This window comes from Ottowia thiooxydans DSM 14619 (genome assembly GCF_000422885.1).
GTDB classification, from domain to species: Bacteria; Pseudomonadota; Gammaproteobacteria; order Burkholderiales; family Burkholderiaceae_C; genus Ottowia; species Ottowia thiooxydans.
Genome location: NZ_KE383943.1, coordinates 26,323 through 48,174, shown reverse-complemented (window position 1 = coordinate 48,174; position 21,852 = coordinate 26,323). Strand labels below are relative to the sequence as shown.

Sequence of the window (21,852 nt, the reverse complement as noted above, 5' to 3'; positions counted from 1 at the left end):
TCGTCCTCTTCAAAGTGGGGTGGTATCCCGGACACCATCGGGCCCGGGGGTTTCAATTCCGATCGCTTGACCCTGGGCCGGACTAGCCGGGGTCAGCGGATCGGTGTTTTGGGGCATATCCAAAGCCGACGCATTTCCTGACGGCTGGGGCACGATGGGCGCGGCGTCGTGGTCCACCGCGCCAGCAGATCGCAACAGTCCATCGGCGATCGGTGCAGTGCCGGGTGTGAGCTGCAGCACCTGGGCGGTCTGCGCTGCGCTGTACTGGGTTTTCACGACCACGTCAGTGGCCTGCGCGTCTGTCTTGCGTGCCTGGGCGTCAATCAGTCTTACGCGTGCATCGAGCGTCGGGTCTGCAGGTGGCTGGTTGCCCTGCATGCTGGCCAGAATCTCGTGCTTGTCCGCCAGGTTGGAGTAACGGATAACCTGCTGGTCAGGAATGCTGATGCCCGACTTGCGCATTTCTAGCGCTTGCTGGAACTGACTGTTCTGGAAGGTGACCTGCATGGGCTGCTCAGAAATCACCACGTCATAGGTTCCGATCGTGACGTCGTTGACGTAGCTTCCGGTGGCTGGATCGAACTTGTTGATCTCCAAGGTGTCCTCCACCTGCTTGCCCGTCATAGGATCCGTCTCAGTGATACGGAAGATGCGGTGGCTGTCGTAGTAGGTCTGGATCAGCTTGAGGACGCGCTTGGCCAACAGACGACGCGTGTAGGCCAAGTTGTCCAAAGGAACAGCCAGTTGCTGCTGGCTGGCGAACTGCTTGGCCTGGATGGCAATGCCTGAGACTTCTGGGCCTTGCTGCCCGCGCATAGCCTCTGGGACCGTCACATCCTTCAGGGCCTTGTCCGCTCGATCGATGATCCGGTCCACGCCGGTGGGCACTTGGTTGGGTTGGATCTTCTGAGGTGCCGCGCTGCCCTTCTTGAACTCAATCACCAGCCCAGTGCGTGCGCCCACCCGCTCCAACTCGTCCACCGTCATGTTGGTGAGGGAGTCCTCTTCCACGATCCAGCCGCTATTAGCAGCCGTGTTGACCACATGAACGTACTGGCTCACAGCCTTGTTCAGCGCTTCCTGTGGGCCAATGGCGTCATCAACCATCCCGCCTGTCTTGCCACGACGGAAGTAAGCAAAGTACGGCACCACGGTGAAGTGCTCGTAGGGACTGTAGTCGTCGAACAGCGTGGCGGTGAGGGTGGTTACCGTCCATTTCACCCTGCGTCGCATGCGCTTGGCTCGTACCGCACCCTGGGCGATCGCGTCGTCTATGGAGTCCGACGCTAGCGCTGACTCAGTGCGCACGTCGCCAGTCGTCGGCCACACAATGCAAGGTGTCAGCTCGTAAACGAAGCGCTGGCGATCGATGATCCGATAGCGCTGCAGGCCATCTTCCTTGGTGACACAAGCGTCGAAGGCGCCAATGTTGTCGCGGCTGGCAAACTTACTGCGTGCCTCCTCGTCGTCTAGTTCGCCGAAGTCCACGCCCGCATCGTTGCTCTCCTCAGCCTTCTTGCGCGCCTTTTGACCATAGAGCTGGGCAATCTCATCGGGAGTCAGCCAGCGGGTAATTAGCACATCGCCCCAGTCGTCCGGGTCGTAGCTCTTGGCGTCTGGATCAGGGATCACGTCCATCGGATCGAGGTCGCTCACCACGATCTCGCCCTTGATGTTGTTATCGAAGCTCACCCGCACGTCGTAGTAACCGCGCTGCTGGATCACGCCATCGCTGAATACTTGCGTCTCGTGCCAATGCAGGTTGCACATGTCCACCACCTGCATGGCCACCTTGGAGAGAATCGTGGCCCGGTTCAGATCAGCATCGCCGCCGCGCGGCTTGAACGCGATGTCCATGCGGTTGTGGATCTGGTAGCCAATGGCTGCGTTGATGCTCGGCTTGATCTCGTTGAACTCATAGCAGGGCCTGCGCTCCTGCTGCATCACACTCTTGGCCTCAGGCGTCCATTGACGGCCACCACCCATGTACATGTCCTCACAACGAGCGGCGTGAGGCAAATAGTCCAGGTGACCTCGATCCTTAGCGTACTGGTAGCGTGCCCAGTTGTCGCGCGCGGGCTCGTCGCCTATGGTAAGAAGTGCGGTACTGGTCATGATCATGCGGTGGATTGATCCCAGTGGCCACCGCCACGGGGAGAGGAAAGCTGTGATAGCCGATCCTGCAAGCTGCGCTTACGCGGCTTAGCACGAGGAGTCGGAAGGTCCGCCACGAACGTCATGGCCACGCTGTCGCCCTTGTCCGGGCTACGGCCGAGAATCTCGCGGATCTCGTCCTTGCTGTTGATCTGGATCGCGGCGCCCTTGCCCATCGTCACGACCTTGTATCGAGGTGCTGTCAGGTCTCCCAGCAGCTCGGTGTCAGGAGGGAGCGCGATCGGATCGGTGTGAGTTGGATCGAGTGCTTCACGCAGCCGCCAGTACATCTCGGCCCGCTTGTTGCGGAAATGGAGCTGCCCGGCCTTGTCCATCAGGCTGCTGGCTTCTGAACCCACCACGGGGTGCACATTCAGACCCAGGCCGACGAGGAAGTCCAAGGCGCTGGAACCGATACCGATACTGTCGACCGCGATAGGAGCACCGTCACGCACCAATGGCGTCACGAAGCCCGCGGCGGTTGGCCCGTCCTTGGTAATCACGCCTGGTGCCGTCATCAGTTTGTCGAACCAGTTGCCATGCCTGCGTGCTGCCGAGGACTTGTCACGACCACCGCGCGATGGGTCGAAGCCGATCGCAGTCATCTGCGGTTTCTTCTCTGGCTCCTTCCAACGCGCCTGCGCAGCCTTCACCCACTCGGTGGGAATGAGCTGCCACACGGGATCTGACACGCCGGCATTGAAGTCGCCACGCAGCATCTGCGAACGCAATGGCTCTGGCAGGGTCTGAAGCTGCGCCTTGTAGCCGGTGGACATGAGGAAAAGGTTGTCATCCACTCGCGAAGGAATGAAGGTACGACTCTTGGGCTGCATAAGCTCGCTGCCCACCATGACGGGATCAGGCCCTGGCACTTCCTGATCGTCGCCCTTTTCGTTCGTGACGAACCAGCGTAGCTCTCCGGACTTGGCCGGATTCGGGTGATGGGGGTCGAGCCAAGGTGCCCAGTACCGCTTCACCCATTCACCAGTGGCATCCGTGGGAGGATTGCCGGCACACACCACGCGCTGGCGCACATCGGGGTTATCGGTGCGCATCCAGCCGATCAGGGCGCGAAACTGACCTTCCGTGAAGTGGCAAACCTCATCGAAGCCCTTGAAGTCGTGCGGCCGGCCCTGGTACTTGGTCCAGTCGCCAGGCTCTTTCACGCTCCCTAGTTCCAATACGCGCTTGCCCGGCAAACGCCAGACATGATCCTGACCGTTGTATCCGTTCCGCGAGCCGAGGATCTCGGTCATGCGCTCTTCCAAGCCGATGAGCTGGACAGCTTCCCGGCGAAAGATGATGCTGCGCTCCTGGGCAGTTAAGGACAGTCCAAGGAGAATCTCTGTTTTCCCACCGCCAGCCGCACCACCGTAGAACAGGATGTCTGCTTCGGACTCGTAGGCTTGACGCTGGGGCCCATCTTGGGGCACCCATATGACTGGGTCAATATCCGAGAGCAAGGCGTCGATGGCTGCAGCCTGCTCCGGCGGCATGGCCTGCATGCGCTCAAGGAGTTCAGCAACCGATGGCGGGGCGCGCATCATTCGACCGCCTTCGGACTGGCAATAACCATCAAGGCCGCCATCAGTTCGGGATTACTCTGCAACGCTCGAGACATGCGCACAGCGCGCTCAGTCGCAGTGAAGTTGCGGATCACCAATGGGTTCTCGGAGGTGCCAACGTCTTTATTCCACCCCTGGGCCTTCATGATTGAGTTAAGCGCGCCCAATTTATCGGTCCAACGAACCTTGCGAACGGCGAGCGGCAGCGCTTTCTGGCCGTGACTCTTCTCTTCAACCGTCTCAAAACCCACGATGGCGGCGGCAGTATCTTCGTCCAGCTCGTGAGGGAGCTTCAGTTCACCGCCTTCGTGATAGGCCTGGCGCATGTCGAAGAACGCAAGCTTGGTGTACTCGGCCATGACGCGCTCGCGGCTGAGATTGAGTTTCCGAGCAGTCTTGTCCCGCTCGGCCTCGATGGCTTCCTTGATGTGAGGTTTCTTGAGGTTCTCGCTACCTATCTCACCGGCGCATTTGGAGCTGTATCCAGCCTTGATCGCAGCCTTGGTTGCGTTTGGTTCTTGGAGGTATTGCTGAACGAATTTCTGTTGCCGTGGTTCCAGCTTCTCGATCTCTCTGGAAACCGGCTTCTCCTTCTCCGGCCGGTTCCATTTACCCTTCTTCGCTCTCTTGGCGACTGCGGAGTGCGTTACTCCGTGGGCGCGTGCAATCTCCCGCGCTGATTCAGTAGTGGTTGTGTAGGCGTGCTCGATCGTCGCCCAATCCACTTTGGACGGCGAGGTTTCCAGTTCGTCGGGAACGGAATCACTGGCGACAGGTTTGGTTTCCACGGACCGGATGGTTCCGGAAACTTGGAAACCATGGAAACCCTACGGGGGGATGTTCAACCCATTGCTACATGTCACCGCAACACAGCCCCTCGATGCTGTCATACGGATGGGCGGTTGCACTAACGAGGTGCCGCGCGTAGGGAGACCCCATGCAGCAAAGTTGCTAATGGGCTGTCTTCGTCTTTTATGTAATCGGATTCGTCTTCATCCTGCTGCAAGGCTGGCACAGCGCTAAGCTCATAGGCCAACGATCGCACCTCGTGTATCTCCTCGCTTGACGCAATGACGGTGCAATCATTGGGATCGAAGCATACGAGGTTGAATCCAAACGCCACGCTACTATTAAATATCAAGCCGTTGTACCCCTCCGCACGGACCGCATCTGCGATCAGCTGTGTGGCCGCATATAGAAATCGATGCTCGGGCTGTACTGGAACATTCAAGATGTCCGCCAAAGACAGGATGGTGCGTAGTTCTCTTAGTCGGTCGTCATGTAGAAATTTTCGAATGTCTAAATCCCCGAAGTTGGCAACCACCATGTCTCGCTCTAGTCGAAATGATGCAGTGGAGATCAGGTGGCCCGGATGCGGTCGCAACTCGGCGACAGCGGTTTCTCGATCGGAGGCAAGATAGAGGATCGAAACGCGAGTGCGATTAAACCTACCTTCTGAGGCGTGCAGCATTGGTGGGTGGCCAATATCTTTTCCGCTGTAAGGCAAGTAGGTAAACGGAAACTCGGACGGGTTGCAAAAGACCTTTTTAAGGCGCGAGTGGACTCCAATACGGCCACGATAGTACTTTTGCCCAGCGTTCAGTTTTAGCGTGATGTCGTTCTTTAACGAGCGGATGAGCTGTCGCGCCTCAGGTTCAATCTCATGCCAGTTTCGTTGAAGCGAAGCATTTACCAGGTTTTCAACAGCCCGGTCTCGCTCCGCGCGCAATCCAAAGAGGACTCGACCATCCCAGTACCCGCCCCCGAGAGAAATTTCCTCATCAGACTGTGGGTACCAACCGCCCATTCCCTCTATCTGTTGGAAAGCCGCATCAAATGCTGATTCGTCCGCGTCCTCTGGATAGTCAAAAATTAGTTTGCTCGAGAAAACCAGTTTTCTCAGCTGCATCCCTCCCAAGTGGGTGTTGTAATCCCATTCAGAGAAGTTAAGGCGAATCAAAGCACGCACAATGCGCGCGAGAAGCTCATCATCAGTAGAAAGCGCCAGACCGCCCCCCCTTTTGCAGATGGGACAATCGGGTACCGGGTCTCCGCGCGAAATGATTTCCGCGCGGAGGTACTTGTCTGCAACGCAGTTCTGGCAAATGAATGATTCGAGCATAGGGCGATATTAAATCGACCCGGCTTGCATCCATTGTTCTCTTGTTCAAGAAATCGCCCCCTCGACCAACACGCATTTCTAACGCGCGCTTGCCACTATTTCTGTTGCCCGGTGGCGTCACCTCGCGATGGCCTCAGCTTTCGCCCAGATCGCGCTTGAGCCGCTTCAGTTCTTCCCACACAACGTTCACCAGGTAATTGGCGTCGTGGCCGCTCTGGATATTGGAGAACTGGACGAATTGGCCTGCCAGTAAAGCTCCTGCCTGCCGTGCCTCACGCGGCTGCATCGTAATGACCTGATCTCCGATCTCCAGAACGAAAAAGCCGTCGGTGGTCATCGTGCCGTAGACCGGGCGAGGCGGGTCATAGCGAGGAATGGGCACGAAAACGCCATTTTTTACGCGGCGGATTTGCTCGTCTTCAATCAGCCTGGAAACGTTGTCGTCGACTTTGGACATCGTCAAGCCTGTAGCCTCCCGAATCGCCTCCCTGGAGACAACCTGGTCTTGGTTGAACAAGTCGTTGATAGCCTCCCAGATTAGCTGGCGCGTTGCCTTGGCTTGGGCGGGTGTCGCCCTTTTTATCAGCGCCGGTGGCTCGTACTCCAGCGCCGTCGGAGATTTTTTTCCCCTCAACTCGGCGTCGGCCGGTGCGGCTATAGGCGAATCGGTCATGGAAGTGATTGCAGAGCTCATTGGTACTGGTCCTCAAAGTGTTTGATCAACTCGGCTCGGTGGTGGGGAAGGACTTCATGACACTCCTGGCGCATCTGTTCGCGTGCGGCCGCGTTGTCACTCCAACGATCACTCGCACGCATAGCAGCCACGACAAGGTCACGCGCGGAAGGAATGGGTTCAGTTGGCTTCGGCAGTGCGGACATACTCCACCTCTCCTTGAAATTCGACATAGCGAAGCGGATAGGCCCGCTGCTGCGTTCGAAACTGCATGCTGGCTCGGTCGAACCAGAGGCTGATCGATTTGTTTTGAATGTCGCCGTTGCGTTGCTTTTGCAATTCCAGCTTGGCATCCGGCTCTCCCTCGTCCGGCTTCGCATCGTCCTTCTGTGCACGCCAGACGGAGAACACGTTGTCTGCGCCGTCTGTGAGCTTGCTGCTGCCAGCGACATCCATTTTGCTGGGGGCGTGAGACTCATCGCGCGCCTTACGTGGGTGAGCGACCAGATGGACGTGCACATTCATGCCACGCGCGAAAGCACAGATCTTGCGCATGGCCTCTTTCTGCTGCGTCAGCGAACCAGGGCCATCCTCCGGGACATCCGTCATCATCAGGCTGTCGATGACAAAGTGCGTGGCGCCATAGCGCCTGTGAGCGTAGGTGAAAACTTCCAATAACCGGTCAAGCTTTGAAGAACCTACCAGGTCGAAGATCCAGTAGCGATCACGCATCCATTCACCGGCTGCCTGAATGTAGGCTCTGGTGGGACGATCAACGCCTGTCGCTTGCTTGATGCCGCGCTTGAGCAGGACGGCGGGTTTCATTTCACCCGAGAACACCACGAACACCTCGCCCTGAGCCATCAGACCGATCTGTACCTGGGACAGCAGCAGGCTCTTTCCGTGCCCGTTGATTCCCGTCCAAATGGTGACCTCCCCATGGCGAAACTCAAACCAATCCAGATCCTTGTCAATGCGCAGCACAGGATCTCGGGGAGCATCGTGATCCGGGTAAAAGAGGGAGAGGACGCTAGGAATGAAGTCCGCGGCCGACCGCAATTCTTCTGGATCGAGCGGGCGCGCTTGCTGGATCAAGCTGTCGAAGTCGTAGCGTTCAGCCCCCTTCATCAGGAATTCGTTCGCATCCTTGACACCGTTTTCGAACCGCACCCGGCGGCAACGTTCTGAACCAAGCCGCTGAATGACTTCTCGTGCGCCTTTCTCTCCCGCCTCATCGCAATCGAAGAACACCAAGATGTCGTCAAAGCGCTCCAGTCGGCTCCAGTCGTTCTCGATCCACTGGTGATTGCCAGCGCCGGCATTGACCGATAGCGCAGGGATGCCCACCTGATGCAGGCTCATGGCATCGATCTCGCCCTCGGTGATAGCCACCTGCCGGGTCTTGGGATCGATCAGGTGCCACCCGAAAAGGCACGGTTCGGCATCCCTCTCCTGGCGCATGTCACGCTTTTCTGCGACGTTGCGATATTTGAGGTTGACCACCTCCCCGTCTCGCACAAAAGGAAAGACGGCATAAGTCTTACCGCTCTGCAGCTGCTCCGCGATCTTGAATCCCGCAATGGTTTCTGCGTTCAGACCACGGCCCTTCAACCAGTCGAGCACACCAGCCTTGGCTGCTTGGCATTGGGGCTTGCCTGGCCGTGTATAGACCTTGCGCTCTCGTTCTGGCATGTGATCGCGAATGCCCAGCCGCTGCTTGGCCTCGGCAATCGCTTCCACCAGCGAGCATCCACGAACCGCCATCCAGAGATCCAGCAGATCTCCTCCCTCATCCTTGGCGAAGTCTTTCCACACGCCAGCCTTGGCGCCGGACAAACACACCGATAGGCTCGTGCCGGGTTCGCCGTTTGCGCTCCCGATCTTCCACTCCCGACTGGCTCTCTTGCCCTGAGGGAGCAAGAATTCGGCGATGTTAGTGGCCTCTTTGGCCAGCGCTGCACTCAACTCCTTGGCGTTCATGCGAGCTCCACAGCCTTCGCAGGCAACCGTTTGCCCTCACGGAATTCGTGGGCGTTGTGTTGATAGCAACGCTCGTTTTCCGCTTCGTAGACGTTAGGGAATCCAGCGGCGCTCCACCAGTTTCCGGCGCTAGACCCGGCATCGCTACCCGGAGCTCCAATGTTGGAAGTCCAGCGCTCCTTGTTCAGCCAAGTCGTCGGATGCGGAATGAACTTCCCGGCGTCCTTGGCCCACTGATCCGATTTCTTTTGCTGGGCGAGAGCGACCATCACCTCTGCCCGCAGATCGAGGTCCTCATGCAGCAGCTTCTTTGACCAGGACTTCGCCGCATCAGACTTGTCCACCTTCCGCGGGTACTGATCCCAAAATTCCGGGAAACCATCCGGCAGTCCGGCATTCGATTTCCTCGATCGCGAATTCTTGAGTACTGGTGGTTCTTGATGGTTAATTGGTGGTTCTTGGTGGTTAGTGTCGTTTTGCCCGACTGGTCCAGTCGTTTTGCCCGACGGGTGGGGTCGTTCTGCCCGACTGGTTAGGTCGTTTTGCCCGACCGGTCGTTCTGCCCGACCGGTAGGTTTGCCCGACTGGTTTTGATCCTCAACCTGTCGTTCTGCCCGACTGGTTGAGCGCCGGGACTTAAATGGCACCGTCGCATCGAAGAACCCTGGCGTAACTCGGTAGGTGGTTTTTCGGCCATTAGCTCGATTGGCATCAACAGCACGAGCCAACTCAAGCCACTGAAGTGCTTCAATGACCGTTGCCCGATGCAAGCACGTCCTCTCCGCGATGGTTTCAATGCTAGGCCAGCAATGGCCGTCGTCATTGGCCTGATCCGCGAGAGCTATCAGTACCGACTTAGCGGTCGGTGGCATCTTCATAGGCCAACACTGATTGAGAATCGCGATGCTCATACTTCCACCACACTTTCCATCCGCCCCAACGCGGCCGCCTGGGCCCACTGTTGCAATTTCTCAAATTCGCCCGGAAAAATTTCCTCGGAATAGTCGTCTTCCAGATCAACCAGAGGGTGCGTCACCGCATCCCATTGGCCATCTAGCCGCCATGGCTTCAAAAGGTCAGCAAGAGACACCGAGCCGTAGTCCCGCAGCCCTTCTTCGGCCTCGCGGTAAAACTGAACGCACCGCTGGCCAGGTCTTCCCACTAGTTCCGCCACCATGCGGGCGCGCCCTTCGGAAACGAAGTGGTGAGTCGGACCCGTGAGCAGTGGAGACTCCCGAAACAAATCCGGCACGGATGCCAAGAGCTGAGAAATGCGCTCGCGGACAAATTCATATCGCGGAGCTTCTCCCGGAGTGCCGCCGTGAGCATTGGCCAACACACGAAGAACACCCTCGTCGGTAAGCGCGTGCACGTGTTTGCGCGCCTGGGCTTTAGAAAGCTCCGCACAACTCGCGATTTCCAGCATGCTTGCCTGCATGTAACCGCCTTCCAGGTCATGCATTTGCGCCAGCACCATAGCCACGCGATGCCTGCCCGTGGGCTTAAGGTTCAATGCCTCGATGAGTGGCTGTATCGGGTCCATCAGTCGCGCCTCCTCATGCGTTCGATGAGGTCGAAGGCTGCTTGCACAGACTCAGCTTGCATGCGGCTCTCACGGCCTTCTTCAGCGAGCCGCTGAGCCTGCTGCAGCCGCTCCACAAGCAGCGGAACATCTTCCGGGCTGACCCACAGTATTTGAGGCTGCTCGACTCCTGGAGCCTGACTCATTAGGGCCACCGTGCAAGTCTCGGTCGGATAGACGGCGAGCTGCAGTGTGCTGACATCCATCACCATCCAACGGGTGTCACGCAGTTGCTGCCATGTAGGAGCGCTCATGCTGCCTCCGGCACTCCGTCGTAAGCCCGCAGCCATTCGGCTTTCTCCAATGCTTCACGCAGTCGATCAACCTCGGTTTGGGCTGCGGCGAGCTGCTGGCGCAGTTCTTCAACAGTTGTCCCGCTCATGCAATCACCTCTCGGCTTCCTTTGCGCCGTACTACACAGTTTTTGTACTGGCGTCCGGCGCATGGGGTGCCGGCCCTCTCCCGCAATACGATGGTGTTTCTGAAGCAACCATCAACGGAAGGGGCAGACATGAACAGGATCTTGTTCACATACGACTTGAACAAAGACTCGCCGTCGGATAAATGGGGGAGGGTTCGCGATGCCATCATTGCAACCTTTCCAACCTATTGGCGCAAGTTGACGACAACCTGGATCGTGGTAACGCCACACTCTCCAGGGCAAGTACACGACTGGTTGCGCAAGTTTCTCGACTCCCCAACGACGAACTTTTCGTGGTCGACATCACGGGCAAAGAAGCAGCCTGGTCTGGCTTGGACAAACGCTCAACGGACTGGCTATCGAGCGAACTCAATCTTTGAACTGCGCTCGGCAGGTTCAGCGCTGCGCACAGCAACCACTCATCTCGTTCATCACAGGTGATGGTTGCATCGGAGCGGAGTACGGAACCCATGTTCTCGTCGCGTAGTGGCGTACCTGCAAGCAATACGATGGTTTTCGATTGCTCCGCCACTTATCGCTCCCAATCCCGCTTCTCTTCCGGCCCGAAATTGGCTTCGAGCTTACGTAGAGTGGCAAGGTACACCTGCGCCACCTTCTTGCCAAAGTCCTCATGGTCACAAAGAGGCGACGCCAAGCACATCGAGCGCGCCCAATCGGTTGCAACCGACATAGCAATGGCACGCAGGTCGCGGATCAGCTCATTGGATGAGCCACTGGCCACCAGAGCAGAGCGGGGAATGGGTGCGGCGGGTACCGTCGCTGGGCTCATTGCTCACCTCGAACATGGAGCCAGTTCTGGACTTTCGCCGCGACCCAGCGGGTGCATTGTCTGCCGTCACGGACGGGAGCCGGGAACGTGCCTGCGGCGATGCGCCTGCGAATTGACGACTCGCTCAGGCCCGTGACAGCGACAACCGTCTGGATCTTGAGCAGAGCTTCGGGAATCTGAACCGTCTCAACGCCTTGATAGACGCGGCGGTGGTGAGGAGATTGGAATGTTTGCACTTGGCACCACATGAAGGAATGTGGTGCATGGTGTCGGCAAATTTCTCTAGAAATTACGTGCGGCTGGCTAGCCGCTACGTGTGGCCGGGCAGCCGTTACGCCTAGCCGGCTTGGCGCGGAATTCTGTTCTTCTCAGAACGCAATGCGTCGTATATGAGACGCTCAGGATTTACCGAAGCATTGGCAAGATGAATGGGAACTCGAGCCGATAACTTACGTGCAATGGCAGCGTGAGAGTCATGCATGGACTCTGCCTCTCGTAGAGCCCAATATTTAAGCTCTGTTGCTTTCTTATTTTTTGTGGCGGCACCTTTTGACCCTGCTCTGGCCAAGAGCTCTCTCCTCAGTGCGTCTGCCTTCTCCCCTTCCACGCGCAAGGCAAGCTGGGCTTTTATAAAGGGCATCACAGATTGCATCTCCTCTATCAGTGACGCGGTATGCCCGATAAGTTCAACCGACTCGTGGTTGCTGGACTGCCATTGGCCCAGTAACTCGACAAAAGAATTCAGGCGATTCTTTTGCAAGTCCACAAGTTGAAGCAGCCCCGCACACTGGTCCAACAGTTCATCGTGACCATAGCCCCCCGCAAGCAACTCTTGCTTATGACGCTCCCTTCCCCTTGCATATTCCATCAAGAGTTGCGCGGCCCATTCAGGCGCAAGCACTTGCTTGGTCACTCCATCCTTTGGGATGGGGCCCTCAGGCCTTTCAAAGAGATCTCTGACCCAATCCTGCATAGCGCCCTTTCACGCATGCCCCTGATGGTGGCGCCAGCCCAGCCCGTTGGGGAAACAGGTCTTCGGGGATCGACCTAGGACTGGCTCATTTTTAACCGGTTACTTATCGAGTTGGGTAGCAGGCTTCACTGCAGCGTTCTTGAACCGCTCAATGAACAGCTCGCATCGCGCGATCTCTCCGTTGATCGCGGTCAAGCGCTGCGCCATTTCTTCCAGCCCTGTGATCTGGCGTTTCGTCGCGGACGCCAGGTCAAGCCGTAGTTCATAGACACCCTTTTCGGCCCGCAACGCACTTAGCGTTAGCACAGCATTCAGCAGGTCGTCCTGTATCGGTCCCGACCCTATCCCGGTCTGCACAGGTTGGCCTGCTTCAGCAATTGATGCCTGCAATCTGGCCACGATCTCAGCATTCATTGACCGACTCGATGTCGTCGCAGATTCGAGAATGCGCGCGTGTAAGTCACGGGGCAAGCGGAGTGCCGTCTTGAGGTAGTCGTCTTGATAGGAGGTAGCCATGCAAACATGATAGACCCTAAATTGAAGTCAACAATTGCCTTTAATTTAAAGGCTTGATACATTACATCATGCCTTCAATTTAAGGTCAATTAAGGATTCAACATGAACCAAGTTGTTCAGCGCCCCGGTCTGATCCAGCACAGAATTCGGGCCGAGATCAAACAATGGATTGAGCAAGAAGCCAAAGCTCAAGAACGCTCTCAGGGATGGATCGCCAACAAGATCCTTGAAGACGCATACGCACGCGCTCTGCAGCAGGCAGGGAAAAACGAAGCGGGCTCAGGCTACGTTGAACCTCCCGTGCCCGACTGGCGCGCATAGCAGATCAGCAACTGCCTCGGAGATGAGAGACAACAATGACCACTGACCTCACTACTCTGCTCGAAGCCGCTCCTAACCAACACAGCCATCGCTGTGTACTGGCGCAGAACGCGATCGTCGGCGAGCGCTGGCCCGCAGCCGCGTGCAACTTACGTACTACGGCCACTTTGGCTCAGGAATGGGCAGACCAAGCCCGCACGCTTGCCGACTGGTGCGATACCCAAGCTGAAAGCGGCCGCATTCATTCGAGGGCGCTCCCGCCGTCGAAGCCTTCCTCGGCCCTCGTAGAACTTGAGCCTGCTGGCCCGGCCACCCTAGAAGCGCTGGAAGCGGGTCTGATGGCTATGGCTCACAGCGTCGGCCGGGAACACGCTATGCGAGTGCGCCGAGCCATAAATGGAGTCCTAGCAGCTCAGCCGCCGACTCAATCCACTCCCTGCGGATTGGCGGTATGAAGCATCTCGCCATCTTTGCCCGCCTCACTGCCATGCGTCGCCGCGGAGGCGCCAGCATGTCCACGTCGCTTCGCTGGGCTGCCGCTCTGGCTTGGCGCAGCCGCCTGGCCACCCACCACCGCCGCGCTCAATCCAGGAGCGCCGGATACGAGCGCGTCTGACCCTCGGTCAATCCGACATGAGCGGATTGCAAAACCATCTACTTCACCACCACACAGAACCCATGCAAGACAACCAAGCATTCCGCGCGCTTTTCACCCTGCCACAGGTTAGGGAAAGCGCCAGCACATCGCTGACGGTACCGGAGACGCCCGCGCCCAAGAACGAGACTGGCGACCGTGAGTTGGACGCCCTGCTCTGGCTTCGCGACTGCATCAAGACCGCGCATCCGGTGTTGATCGAGAAGGCGCTGGAGGCCTTCAAGAAGATCAAGACTCCTGTCAATGAACTGGAGGATCGATACACGAAACACGTGGCTCGTGTTTCCAATAACCACTTCGGTGCCGTGCTGATGACCTTCGGTTTTGCCGATCTGGAAAGTCTTGCCGAACGAGTCATCAAACGCCAAACCCGATCACATGAAGCCATATCTCGGTTCGGCTCGGTGGACCAGTTGTTCGACGAGACACCGGCCGAGGCAGCCTGTAAGACCGCTTTAAAGGGTCTCGGTAAGAAGAAAGGCGCCCTTTGGGGTTACGACTCCGCGAAGGCCGATCAACGCTTCATGAAGCTCCCGGAATTGATACCTACGACCTTGGCCGATTGCCTGCATGCCCAAGAGTACTCAAGTGAGCTGCATCAATTTCGCCAGGCGAGCTTAGAAAACGCGGGAGACCATTGCCCCGAGTTTCAAGAGTACGAAGACTTCTGCTTCCGTCGTCTCGCCCATATCAAACCACGCACAAGAGAAGAGGCTCTATCCGTGCTCGACCACTTGGAAGAGCGCGAGGCCACTGACCGCACGGAAAGCCCGGCCATCATCCGCAATCTGATCGCTGGGGGATGGGCATGAGCACCGACCTCCAGCAACTTACCGATCGCGCCTTGTCGCTGTATGCCCGCAAGCCAGACGTTCAGCAGCCCGCCGCCGGCCTCAGTGGCCCCGCAACGGCCGGAGGCTTCGACTACATCGTCGTACGGAACCTGTCCGGCACGCTGGCCGTGTGATGCCCCATAGCCGGGTGCTCAAACGCCTGCGTCGCTGGCCCAGGATGGTGGAGTGATGGTCGCCATGCTGACCTCGCTCTTCAGATAAAGCGAAGCCCCGAGCAGGTGAGATTGCATCGGGGCCTCTAGATCCAAAACCCTCAACCAGGAGAACTTAGACCATGACGAAATGTACCGGAATCACCGCCATCAATACACCAGCCACTGCTCCGCTTGATACAGAGACGACTACTTCAATGCCACGTCCCATTCACGAAGAAAGGCCGCTACCAGCGCGTATAGAGAGGTTCGAAAGGGTTGATGTTGATGTGTACTCGGGTCCTCTGGAAGACCTGATAGCTGCCGGTTTAGTACGGCGAGATCAGCTTCCTGAGCCGGGGAAGCTGTCCATTTCCTGGTCACACGGCAAGCGCATGAGGAACAAATGCAAGAAAGATGAAGCATATCTTGCAGTCCAACTCTATCACGCGGTTCCATGCGTTTGCATCGGGGTGTCCCCTGAAACTCGGAAGATGCGGAAGGAAAAACAGCGGCGCGAATGGGCGGATCTGCAAAGGGCGGAAGCCGAAGGCAAGCAAGCTGCGGAACGAAAAGAGGCAGCAGAACGGGCTAAGCGTGAACTCCAAGGGATATACAAAACCGAGCAAGAGTATCGACTGTCGCTTCTTGAGCGAGCGAGGCGCACGTTAGGTTCCATTTTCAATAAGTCCGACCAGCCCGAAGAGTGGCATGGCTATCGATTTGAATCGAGTGGCGTGGATTCAATCATGCTGGTCATCGATGCCATTACAGAGGCTGTGATGAGTGCCAATGTCATCTTTGACGCCGAACGGCACGAGAAGCTCATTAGCGGCTACCGGGCACTCATCAGGGCCGCCGACCCAGCCTTCGAAAGACAGTTCGCAACGCTTACCAAGATCGACGTGTCGATTCTCCAAGGAGAGTGCCAATGACCCGCCGCTGCAAGCCCGGACAGCGAGCAAGGATCATCGTCGGTAGAGTCGACAAGGGAAAGATCGTGCTCGTAGTACGAGCCTATCGACCCGGCGAGAAGATCAGTGATGCTGAGTGGCCAAAAGCCATATACCCTTGGGTGGTAACTTCGCTTGGTGCGCCGATCCATTGGTCGAGGATAGGCAATCCCGCGATAACAGGCCTCAGTTCGACGATTGTGTTGTGCGATACCGAAATCGAGCCATTGGAAGATGACGACGACGGCCTCGCCCGAGATACCGATGTCAGCACACCGAAAGATCTGCCAAAGGCTCGCGTAAATCCCGTGCCCAAAGGGGTTGCAACATGAACGCCGTTGCCGAAAAACTCAAGGCTCTCGGGATAAAAACTCCGCTGCTGAGTACCGACACATTCGCCACAGACGCCTGGGGCCGGGTGTGTGAAGCCGAAGCCGTTCTGCGCGCCGAAATTGAAGGCTGCAATACGGACTTCAGGACCAATGGTCTATGGGGGGTAATGTTCATCATCGGCTCAGCGGCCAATGATCTCGAACGCTTTCACATACAGCCGTCCTACGACGATTGCTGGGGCGTGTTGCGAGGCCTGGAGCAGGCCACCGGGATCCTCGATGTCTTCGGCCGCCACGAAGAAAGTCTCATATTGAACGCATGTGGCAGTCTTATCGGTATGGCCGAAAGCCGTCTCAAAGCCGGAATGGAGAACCTCCGCCATGCATAGCCTTCCCATACCGAAGCCCGGCGGCCTGATTGCACGAATGCTCAAGCAGAAAGCCCAGCAGGAACAGCAAGCCACCGATGCCAGCGCGAAATTGAACCAGGTGCCGGATGTGGTTGATGTCTCCGCGTGGTATGAGAAGCACATTGAGTTGCTCAATGAGCTCTTGTACCTGCAGGTCAAAGTCGTTGCGGGTACGGTCGACCAGAACAACGCCAAGCTGATTCAGCGCATCGGCGAAACACATGCGGCCCTCAGGGAACACACGGGCGTTATCGCAGGTGATGCCATCCCCAAGGTTCTGGCGCGCGACGGCAAGTCTTCCATTCCGTATGAGAGTCTGGCCGAAGCCAGGGCCAAGGTGAAGGTGCTGACTGCCGAACTCAGTCACGTCCGCGAGGAATTGGCCGAAGTAAAAGCGCTGGATCGACACCCCCAGGTGCGTGGTACGTCGGAAAGAGGGAAATGATGGAAGCCGATAGTGTTGCTGTGGACGACCTGCTGCTGCGTGAGGAAGAGATCCGTGCTGTCACCGGAGGCTATGTTCGCCCAGCAGAACAATTGTCCGAGCTCCACCTGCAGGGATTCTTTCGCGCGCGCCGATCGCGCGCCGGGAACATACTGCTGGAGCGAGCGCACTACGAAGCCGTGTGCTCCGGCGGAGCCACGAAGTACGCCGAGAACTCGGAACGCCGACCGAAGATGCACAGTCACTACGGATGAAACATCAGCCTCCTCCACGGAAGAAACGCGCAGCGCTGCCGGCTGGCGTGTTCGAGAAGCATGGCGCCTACTACCGCGTGCTCGCCGAGGGCACCAAGCGGAAATGGATCCGACTGTGTGCCATAAGCGAAGGCTTGCCGGCGATGTACCTGGCACTATCGAAGTTGGCTGCAGCCAGCAGCGCTGACGACGACCTGATGCCTAAATTGGTGGACAACTGGATGATTGAGATCGGAAGCCGACACAAGGCCAAGACTCAGGCCAACGACCGCACCCACAACGCGATGATTGCGCGCGTGTTCCAAGAGTACCGGGCACGAGACATTCGCCCATCAGACGTGATCAATTTTCTAAAGCCCTACCTATCCAGGCCGCGCAGCTACAACGCCTATCGCACCGCGTTACGCGAGCGGCTACGCTACGCCGAGTCAAAGGACTTCCGATCGCCTGGCACTAACCCGGTCGATTCCGTGCCCACGATGAGCACCAAGGCTCGCCAGCGATACATCACCGATTCAGAGTTACGCAGAATCAAGGCAGCAGCGATGCGGGGAGACGATGGTCTGCGCACCCGCGCGGGCTTCACTCTCTGCGGCTTGATCGACATGGCTTATCTGACAGGTCAACGGATTGGCGACCTGCTAAGGCTGGAATGGTCCGCCATGCAACCCGATGGGATCCTCTTCGAACCCAGCAAGACGGAGCAGAGTACAGGTGTGCGGATTCTTATCCAGTGGACTCCCCGGTTGCGTGCGCTGGTCGACCGCTTGAAGAACCCGCCGCCGATCCCTGGCAAGAAGGAGAAAGCAAAGCCGGTGAGCACGCGCTTCGTCTTCACTAGGTTGGATGGCCAGCCGTACACATACGATGGCGCCTCAACCGCTTGGACGCGCGCAAGGACGCGGGCTGGCGTGACGAATGCTCACTTCCATGATCTCCGCGCCAAGGCATTAACCGACCTCGACGAACGTGGTGGAATCGGTGAAGCGCAACGAATGGGCGGCCATTCCACGCAAAGCCAGACAGCAGACTATGTGCGTCAAAAGAAAGCCCGCAGAGTGTCGGCTACCCGCTGATTTCTGTCTAACCACACATCTCCCCTCAGAGTGAGAAACAGCACTTATTCTTTGACCCAGTGGTTAGACAATTTCCACCTAAGTGATTGATTTGTAATTGGATCAAGTCTGCTTTGGGAGCAGAGGGTCGCGAGTTCGAATCCCGCCGCTCCGACCAAAAAAACGTAGTGCCGATAGTCTCTTTTGAGGCTATCGGCATTTTCGTTGGTGCCAGCGATTTCTACCTGAGCGATATGGTTAGCTCAACGGAAGAACAGTGCGATCAAAATGATGATTGGAATGGGAACTCCAATTAGCCAAAGCAGGATTGATCTCATTTCAGTGCCTTTCTAAATATTCGTAAAACAGATGAGGTTGAGGGGAGCCCTCAAGCGTCCCGTTGTCGACCGCCCAATGTGGCTGATACGCTTCCCACGAAAGCACCCATCAGAAGCACTACAAACATCCACAGCATGGAATAAGCAGTCGCTTTTCTCGCTTGTTCAGCTGCCTGCTTTGCCTTCTCTTCAGCCTCTTTAGCGGTCTGCTTGGCAGCATCAAGTTGGGATTTGAGTTGCGAAAATGTTTTCTGCACTCTGACTTGCGCTTCTTCGGGGGAGATACCTGTGGTTTGTGACACCAACTGAGCAAGGTACTGAGCGTCCTCGTTCGGAAGCGAACCACTCTTTAAAGCGTGTCCCAGTACAGTCGCCACCTCTCGTGTATTCGACATGGCGTAAGAGGAAGTACGTGAGCCGGTCTGTGCCTGAGCGCCATCTCTTGTGTCTTGTTTCTGCTGATCGGAGGAAGGCGAACTACGCATCAACCCACTGATCCCGTATTGCAATCCAGAGTCTGAATTTGCGTCCTTGCCTGTTGGTGCTCCAACGGTATCGGCCAGCTTGGAAAGCACGCCTCCTGACGCCTCGGCCACTGCCCCTGCAGCGCCTCCTGCCACGGTCGCGGCTCCAGTAGCTACTGCCCCTGCGGCCTTGACCGTACCCGTCAGGGCCGCGCCTGCAACGGATCCCATGACGGAGACCATCAAGATAGTTGCAAAAGCCCAGGCAAGGAATCCGTGAGCGGTGTCGCGAAAGTAAACCTCGTCAGTGTGGACACCCTGCCATTTGGTTCTCAGCCGGCCCGCAATGTATCCACCCACACCAGCTGAGGCCAGTTGCGTGAAGGCAAGCCAGATGATTGCAGCCCAACCAATAGTTTCACCATCTGCGCCCTTACCGGACCACACCGATACCGATGAAAGTCCCAGGCCAATGCCCAGCATGAAAAGCAGCAGCGATAAAACTGCCGCCGCCAAGGCGCCTGCAAATATCGCGGCCCATGAGACCGCACTATCTGTGTTGGGTGGAACGATGCTGACTGGGCCACGCTGGCCCAGCATTTCTGAATCAACGTACGCGGTGACCATGCGAACTCCTGTGTGACTGAAAATTTGATTCTCGTCACAACAATTTGGAATTCTGTAGGCCTTTAGCTAACGTGAGCGTACGCCTGGGGACCTTATGCAATACCAATATGCATAGACCCTGTCCCCTTGTAGCCCGCCTGATTAACGGGCAGGTGCCAATCAGTTGGCTTGCTTCGCGGCCTTTTCTTCAACAGCGGGAGCGGGAGCAGCAGAAGCAGGCGCAGATGCGTTGGACTTGAGCGCTGCAAGCTGAGAGGACACATCAAACAAGCGTGACTTGCTCGCGTAATGGCGGTCCAGACGCCATTCGTCAAGAATTTCGAGGGCTAGCTTGAACTGATCGAGGTCCAGCAAGTAGAGATCAGTGATCGGAAAATCCGCTTCTGATTCCAGCGCAAGCACCAAGCGAGACAAGGTCTGGGCATCGGCGTTTGCTGGCTTACGTTCGATAAATTTACGGGCTTCTTTGATGGCGCGCATGGGTGAAATATAGATGTTGAAAAATCACGCGACAGCCCACGCATCGCCTGGGCAATGCAGATGATTTGGGCCGCCATGCTTGACAGCTGTCATGCTGGATTCGGGTACGAATAGGTAGACATCGTGGGCCTGGACTGCTTATGCCGCCCAGACACGGATGTCAACGAGGCCGAATGCTAGCCGATAAATGTCGCGCCATCTACCGCATCATTTTTACGTCATTTAGTTGACATTTTTCTGTCACACAGCAGGTATCAGTTATCAATTTCCCGCCCGCTCCTTCCCCCACACCTCCGCCCGCTTAGAATCAAGGGTGTCAGCCAGTAGCTCATCTGGATAGAGCAATGTCCTTCTAAGACATGGGTAGGGGGTTCGAGTCCCTCCTGGCTGGCCAAAGATCAATAAAACGCCGCCCATCCGTTCGCGCAATGGGCGCAAGCTTTCTCTCACGGGCTAAGCCATTTCTGCAGAGCGTTTCGGAAAGACACATCAAAGCGCCCGTAATAATCTGTGGCACTGGGGCTCGTACAGCTGGATGCACCTCCGAGCAATTGGCCGACTACGTAGCGTTTTCCGTCCAACTGAAGAAACGCCGCCGATCCACTACTACCCTGCTCGGTGATGCCTTGCGTCCAACCCAGTCCGAAGAAGCTGCCGCTTTCTGCGGGAGTGCAATCTACATCGCCCACGCAAGTGGCGTTGCCCTGCACGGTGCCCAGACTGAACTTCTGCAGATCTCCCTTCGGGTGATGTAGCCCTGCGGTGGTGGAGCCTATGGTGGGTGCACCACCAAAGTATGACCCTGCATAGACAATGCCTGCAGGGGGTGCGTCGTTCAACCTCAGTAGCGCTACGTCGGTCGCGGTTGCTGAATACAACAAGGTGGCGCCGCCCAAGAGGCGTTTGGTTGCGGAGTTAACCTCGTTTGAATTACAAGCATTGGCTCGGTAGAACCAGTCAGTATTGAGAGTGGATGCTGCGGCCTGATCCGAGATGCAATGGTGTGCGGTCAGGAAATAAGGCGTACCCGAGGACTTTGAGTCGTTCAGCAGAGTTCCCGAACACAGATAGGAATTCCCCGCGATCACATACACCATACGTGCAACAGCACGGCTCTGGTCAAGGTAGTCAGGAACGCACGTGGCATTGACGTTGCAACTCTCTGACTCGCCCACCTTGCGCACGGGGCTGGCCTTCTCCTGAGCTTCCGCTGGCGAGCTCGTAAAGTGCGAAAGGCGCGGCACCGCGATACGCACGTTCTGAACGTGGGTCGTGGCAGGAATCTCAACTTCCAGGGTGGTCTCGGAACCGCCGAATTCCGGGCTCCAGTACGTGCGCGCTTCAGCATCTGGAACACCGGCGAGGGCATTGCGTCCGGCCGTGTCTCGCAGTTGTTGCGCAGACACTTCCACGGCGTCTGCCGCATTTTTCCCATAAAACCGAAGCACTGCACCTTCAGGCAGCGCATCGATCAGCACGCCTAGGCGTACGCCGCGAGCGCCTTCCGCCACGAAACGCAGCGCCGCCGCTTGCGTGCCCCGTGTGGTGATCTGCCATTGGAACAGCGCAGATGTGGCTGCGGCCGACGCGGTGTCTGCCACGGACCGGGATTGGCCTATCTGCAGAGCGATACCCAGAGCTTTGTTGCTTGCGGCCTTGGGACTCAAAGGTGCTCCCAGTGGACCGAGCTTCACTATGCGAGCGGCGGGAGCGATAGCGTTCGGGCTCGAGGTCGGCGTGCCAGCCGCCTTGATGCT

The 21,852-nt window shown here is 57.4% G+C and carries 30 protein-coding genes and 1 tRNA gene; 13 read left to right on the top strand and 18 right to left on the bottom strand.

Annotated features, from left to right (window positions below):
- Positions 1-9: 9 nt before the first annotated feature.
- The 11 genes from G518_RS0129500 to G518_RS41380 all read right to left on the bottom strand — a co-directional run bounded on the left by G518_RS0129500 (position 10) and on the right by G518_RS41380 (position 10,458).
- Positions 10-2,115: a portal protein gene (locus G518_RS0129500; protein WP_028605539.1), complete on the bottom strand. Its 2,106-nt coding sequence runs from the start codon at positions 2,113-2,115 to the stop codon at positions 10-12.
- A 2-nt stretch (positions 2,116-2,117) separates the two neighbouring features.
- On the bottom strand, positions 2,118-3,698 hold the full coding sequence (locus G518_RS37585) for a terminase (RefSeq protein WP_245598200.1): 1,581 nt from the start codon (positions 3,696-3,698) through the stop codon (positions 2,118-2,120).
- Entirely contained in the window at positions 3,698-4,507 is an 810-nt protein-coding gene (locus tag G518_RS38920; protein ID WP_051237544.1) for a terminase small subunit, read from the bottom strand. The genes G518_RS37585 and G518_RS38920 overlap by 1 nt, the downstream gene beginning before the upstream one ends.
- 119 nt (positions 4,508-4,626) lie before the next feature.
- Positions 4,627-5,841: an RES family NAD+ phosphorylase gene (locus tag G518_RS0129485; RefSeq protein ID WP_028605538.1), complete on the bottom strand. Its 1,215-nt coding sequence runs from the start codon at positions 5,839-5,841 to the stop codon at positions 4,627-4,629.
- Positions 5,842-5,974: 133 nt separating this feature from the next.
- The gene (locus tag G518_RS0129480) at positions 5,975-6,535 is read right to left on the bottom strand and encodes a hypothetical protein (RefSeq protein WP_051237543.1); all 561 of its coding nucleotides are present in this window, start codon (positions 6,533-6,535) and stop codon (positions 5,975-5,977) included.
- A complete protein-coding gene (locus G518_RS37575; RefSeq protein ID WP_036596585.1) occupies positions 6,532-6,720 on the bottom strand; it encodes a hypothetical protein in 189 nt (62 codons plus the stop codon). Before G518_RS37575 ends, G518_RS0129480 begins: the two co-directional genes overlap by 4 nt.
- Positions 6,695-8,494, bottom strand: a complete 1,800-nt coding sequence (locus G518_RS37570; protein ID WP_036596584.1) for a toprim domain-containing protein — start codon at positions 8,492-8,494, stop codon at positions 6,695-6,697. The genes G518_RS37575 and G518_RS37570 overlap by 26 nt, the downstream gene beginning before the upstream one ends.
- Positions 8,491-9,405, bottom strand: coding sequence for a helix-turn-helix domain-containing protein (locus G518_RS38915; protein WP_028605536.1), 915 nt, complete (start codon positions 9,403-9,405; stop codon positions 8,491-8,493). The genes G518_RS37570 and G518_RS38915 overlap by 4 nt, the downstream gene beginning before the upstream one ends.
- On the bottom strand, positions 9,402-10,037 hold the full coding sequence (locus G518_RS0129460) for a hypothetical protein (RefSeq protein WP_028605535.1): 636 nt from the start codon (positions 10,035-10,037) through the stop codon (positions 9,402-9,404). The genes G518_RS38915 and G518_RS0129460 overlap by 4 nt, the downstream gene beginning before the upstream one ends.
- Entirely contained in the window at positions 10,037-10,330 is a 294-nt protein-coding gene (locus G518_RS0129455) for a hypothetical protein (protein ID WP_028605534.1), read from the bottom strand. The genes G518_RS0129460 and G518_RS0129455 overlap by 1 nt, the downstream gene beginning before the upstream one ends.
- Positions 10,327-10,458 carry a hypothetical protein gene (locus G518_RS41380; RefSeq protein WP_281170573.1) on the bottom strand — a complete coding sequence of 44 codons (132 nt, stop codon included), beginning with the start codon at positions 10,456-10,458 and terminating at the stop codon, positions 10,327-10,329. Before G518_RS41380 ends, G518_RS0129455 begins: the two co-directional genes overlap by 4 nt.
- Positions 10,459-10,685: 227 nt before the next feature.
- On the opposite strand from G518_RS41380, the gene G518_RS0129445 reads away from it, so the two are divergent.
- Entirely contained in the window at positions 10,686-10,877 is a 192-nt protein-coding gene (locus G518_RS0129445; RefSeq protein WP_156909597.1) for a hypothetical protein, read from the top strand.
- 152 nt (positions 10,878-11,029) lie between these two features.
- Here G518_RS0129445 and G518_RS0129440 read toward each other — a convergent pair whose 3' ends face one another.
- The 4 genes from G518_RS0129440 to G518_RS37560 form a co-directional block, all read right to left on the bottom strand.
- On the bottom strand, positions 11,030-11,287 hold the full coding sequence (locus G518_RS0129440) for a hypothetical protein (protein WP_028605532.1): 258 nt from the start codon (positions 11,285-11,287) through the stop codon (positions 11,030-11,032).
- On the bottom strand, positions 11,284-11,535 hold the full coding sequence (locus G518_RS0129435; protein WP_036596582.1) for a helix-turn-helix transcriptional regulator: 252 nt from the start codon (positions 11,533-11,535) through the stop codon (positions 11,284-11,286). Before G518_RS0129435 ends, G518_RS0129440 begins: the two co-directional genes overlap by 4 nt.
- A gap of 89 nt (positions 11,536-11,624) precedes the next feature.
- A complete protein-coding gene (locus tag G518_RS0129430) occupies positions 11,625-12,200 on the bottom strand; it encodes a hypothetical protein (protein ID WP_156909596.1) in 576 nt (191 codons plus the stop codon).
- A gap of 159 nt (positions 12,201-12,359) precedes the next feature.
- Positions 12,360-12,776, bottom strand: a complete 417-nt coding sequence (locus tag G518_RS37560) for an Arc family DNA-binding protein (RefSeq protein WP_036596580.1) — start codon at positions 12,774-12,776, stop codon at positions 12,360-12,362.
- Between the two features lie 102 nt (positions 12,777-12,878).
- Here G518_RS37560 and G518_RS0129420 point away from each other — a divergent pair, with 102 nt between their 5' ends.
- The 11 genes from G518_RS0129420 to G518_RS0129370 all read left to right on the top strand — a co-directional run bounded on the left by G518_RS0129420 (position 12,879) and on the right by G518_RS0129370 (position 18,207).
- Complete coding sequence (locus tag G518_RS0129420) at positions 12,879-13,097, top strand: hypothetical protein (RefSeq protein WP_028605529.1); 219 nt, start codon at positions 12,879-12,881, stop codon at positions 13,095-13,097.
- A gap of 35 nt (positions 13,098-13,132) precedes the next feature.
- Entirely contained in the window at positions 13,133-13,552 is a 420-nt protein-coding gene (locus G518_RS0129415) for a hypothetical protein (RefSeq protein WP_028605528.1), read from the top strand.
- A complete protein-coding gene (locus tag G518_RS40255; protein ID WP_156909595.1) occupies positions 13,549-13,713 on the top strand; it encodes a hypothetical protein in 165 nt (54 codons plus the stop codon). Before G518_RS0129415 ends, G518_RS40255 begins: the two co-directional genes overlap by 4 nt.
- A gap of 62 nt (positions 13,714-13,775) precedes the next feature.
- The gene (locus tag G518_RS0129405; RefSeq protein ID WP_028605527.1) at positions 13,776-14,564 is read left to right on the top strand and encodes a hypothetical protein; all 789 of its coding nucleotides are present in this window, start codon (positions 13,776-13,778) and stop codon (positions 14,562-14,564) included.
- Positions 14,561-14,719 carry a hypothetical protein gene (locus G518_RS40250; protein WP_156909594.1) on the top strand — a complete coding sequence of 53 codons (159 nt, stop codon included), beginning with the start codon at positions 14,561-14,563 and terminating at the stop codon, positions 14,717-14,719. The genes G518_RS0129405 and G518_RS40250 overlap by 4 nt, the downstream gene beginning before the upstream one ends.
- A 161-nt stretch (positions 14,720-14,880) precedes the next feature.
- Positions 14,881-15,672 (top strand): hypothetical protein, encoded by a 792-nt coding sequence (locus G518_RS0129395; protein WP_028605526.1) that lies wholly within the window; start codon positions 14,881-14,883, stop codon positions 15,670-15,672.
- The gene (locus tag G518_RS0129390; RefSeq protein ID WP_028605525.1) at positions 15,669-16,022 is read left to right on the top strand and encodes a hypothetical protein; all 354 of its coding nucleotides are present in this window, start codon (positions 15,669-15,671) and stop codon (positions 16,020-16,022) included. The genes G518_RS0129395 and G518_RS0129390 overlap by 4 nt, the downstream gene beginning before the upstream one ends.
- Positions 16,019-16,411, top strand: a complete 393-nt coding sequence (locus G518_RS0129385; protein WP_028605524.1) for a hypothetical protein — start codon at positions 16,019-16,021, stop codon at positions 16,409-16,411. The genes G518_RS0129390 and G518_RS0129385 overlap by 4 nt, the downstream gene beginning before the upstream one ends.
- A complete protein-coding gene (locus G518_RS0129380; protein ID WP_028605523.1) occupies positions 16,404-16,877 on the top strand; it encodes a hypothetical protein in 474 nt (157 codons plus the stop codon). Before G518_RS0129385 ends, G518_RS0129380 begins: the two co-directional genes overlap by 8 nt.
- The gene (locus tag G518_RS37555; protein ID WP_051237625.1) at positions 16,877-17,131 is read left to right on the top strand and encodes a hypothetical protein; all 255 of its coding nucleotides are present in this window, start codon (positions 16,877-16,879) and stop codon (positions 17,129-17,131) included. The genes G518_RS0129380 and G518_RS37555 overlap by 1 nt, the downstream gene beginning before the upstream one ends.
- Positions 17,128-18,207 carry a tyrosine-type recombinase/integrase gene (locus G518_RS0129370; protein WP_028605522.1) on the top strand — a complete coding sequence of 360 codons (1,080 nt, stop codon included), beginning with the start codon at positions 17,128-17,130 and terminating at the stop codon, positions 18,205-18,207. The genes G518_RS37555 and G518_RS0129370 overlap by 4 nt, the downstream gene beginning before the upstream one ends.
- Before the next feature lie 367 nt (positions 18,208-18,574).
- Here the strand turns inward: G518_RS0129370 and G518_RS0129360 are convergent, their stop codons facing one another.
- Complete coding sequence (locus G518_RS0129360) at positions 18,575-19,615, bottom strand: flagellar export protein FliJ (RefSeq protein WP_245598198.1); 1,041 nt, start codon at positions 19,613-19,615, stop codon at positions 18,575-18,577.
- Positions 19,616-19,774: 159 nt separating this feature from the next.
- A complete protein-coding gene (locus G518_RS37550) occupies positions 19,775-20,095 on the bottom strand; it encodes a hypothetical protein (RefSeq protein WP_245598196.1) in 321 nt (106 codons plus the stop codon).
- Positions 20,096-20,412: 317 nt separating this feature from the next.
- Between G518_RS37550 and G518_RS0129350 the strand changes: the two genes are divergently transcribed.
- Positions 20,413-20,489: transfer RNA gene (locus G518_RS0129350), tRNA-Arg, on the top strand.
- A 52-nt stretch (positions 20,490-20,541) separates the two neighbouring features.
- Here G518_RS0129350 and G518_RS37545 read toward each other — a convergent pair.
- Positions 20,542-21,762 (bottom strand): trypsin-like serine peptidase, encoded by a 1,221-nt coding sequence (locus G518_RS37545; RefSeq protein ID WP_245598194.1) that lies wholly within the window; start codon positions 21,760-21,762, stop codon positions 20,542-20,544.
- Positions 21,763-21,852 lie beyond the last annotated feature (90 nt).

Coding starts and splice junctions, on each gene's coding strand:
- G518_RS0129500 (WP_028605539.1), bottom strand. CDS start 2,115: ATGACCAGTACCGCACTTCTTACCATAGGCGACGAGCCCGCGCGCGAC.
- G518_RS37585 (WP_245598200.1), bottom strand. CDS start 3,698: ATGCGCGCCCCGCCATCGGTTGCTGAACTCCTTGAGCGCATGCAGGCC.
- G518_RS0129485 (WP_028605538.1), bottom strand. CDS start 5,841: ATGCTCGAATCATTCATTTGCCAGAACTGCGTTGCAGACAAGTACCTC.
- G518_RS0129480 (WP_051237543.1), bottom strand. CDS start 6,535: ATGAGCTCTGCAATCACTTCCATGACCGATTCGCCTATAGCCGCACCG.
- G518_RS37575 (WP_036596585.1), bottom strand. CDS start 6,720: ATGTCCGCACTGCCGAAGCCAACTGAACCCATTCCTTCCGCGCGTGAC.
- G518_RS37570 (WP_036596584.1), bottom strand. CDS start 8,494: ATGAACGCCAAGGAGTTGAGTGCAGCGCTGGCCAAAGAGGCCACTAAC.
- G518_RS38915 (WP_028605536.1), bottom strand. CDS start 9,405: ATGAGCATCGCGATTCTCAATCAGTGTTGGCCTATGAAGATGCCACCG.
- G518_RS0129460 (WP_028605535.1), bottom strand. CDS start 10,037: ATGGACCCGATACAGCCACTCATCGAGGCATTGAACCTTAAGCCCACG.
- G518_RS0129455 (WP_028605534.1), bottom strand. CDS start 10,330: ATGAGCGCTCCTACATGGCAGCAACTGCGTGACACCCGTTGGATGGTG.
- G518_RS41380 (WP_281170573.1), bottom strand. CDS start 10,458: ATGAGCGGGACAACTGTTGAAGAACTGCGCCAGCAGCTCGCCGCAGCC.
- G518_RS0129440 (WP_028605532.1), bottom strand. CDS start 11,287: ATGAGCCCAGCGACGGTACCCGCCGCACCCATTCCCCGCTCTGCTCTG.
- G518_RS0129435 (WP_036596582.1), bottom strand. CDS start 11,535: ATGTGGTGCCAAGTGCAAACATTCCAATCTCCTCACCACCGCCGCGTC.
- G518_RS37560 (WP_036596580.1), bottom strand. CDS start 12,776: ATGGCTACCTCCTATCAAGACGACTACCTCAAGACGGCACTCCGCTTG.
- G518_RS0129420 (WP_028605529.1), top strand. CDS start 12,879: ATGAACCAAGTTGTTCAGCGCCCCGGTCTGATCCAGCACAGAATTCGG.
- G518_RS0129415 (WP_028605528.1), top strand. CDS start 13,133: ATGACCACTGACCTCACTACTCTGCTCGAAGCCGCTCCTAACCAACAC.
- G518_RS40255 (WP_156909595.1), top strand. CDS start 13,549: ATGAAGCATCTCGCCATCTTTGCCCGCCTCACTGCCATGCGTCGCCGC.
- G518_RS0129405 (WP_028605527.1), top strand. CDS start 13,776: ATGCAAGACAACCAAGCATTCCGCGCGCTTTTCACCCTGCCACAGGTT.
- G518_RS40250 (WP_156909594.1), top strand. CDS start 14,561: ATGAGCACCGACCTCCAGCAACTTACCGATCGCGCCTTGTCGCTGTAT.
- G518_RS0129395 (WP_028605526.1), top strand. CDS start 14,881: ATGACGAAATGTACCGGAATCACCGCCATCAATACACCAGCCACTGCT.
- G518_RS0129390 (WP_028605525.1), top strand. CDS start 15,669: ATGACCCGCCGCTGCAAGCCCGGACAGCGAGCAAGGATCATCGTCGGT.
- G518_RS0129385 (WP_028605524.1), top strand. CDS start 16,019: ATGAACGCCGTTGCCGAAAAACTCAAGGCTCTCGGGATAAAAACTCCG.
- G518_RS0129380 (WP_028605523.1), top strand. CDS start 16,404: ATGCATAGCCTTCCCATACCGAAGCCCGGCGGCCTGATTGCACGAATG.
- G518_RS37555 (WP_051237625.1), top strand. CDS start 16,877: ATGGAAGCCGATAGTGTTGCTGTGGACGACCTGCTGCTGCGTGAGGAA.
- G518_RS0129370 (WP_028605522.1), top strand. CDS start 17,128: ATGAAACATCAGCCTCCTCCACGGAAGAAACGCGCAGCGCTGCCGGCT.
- G518_RS0129360 (WP_245598198.1), bottom strand. CDS start 19,615: ATGGTCACCGCGTACGTTGATTCAGAAATGCTGGGCCAGCGTGGCCCA.
- G518_RS37550 (WP_245598196.1), bottom strand. CDS start 20,095: ATGCGCGCCATCAAAGAAGCCCGTAAATTTATCGAACGTAAGCCAGCA.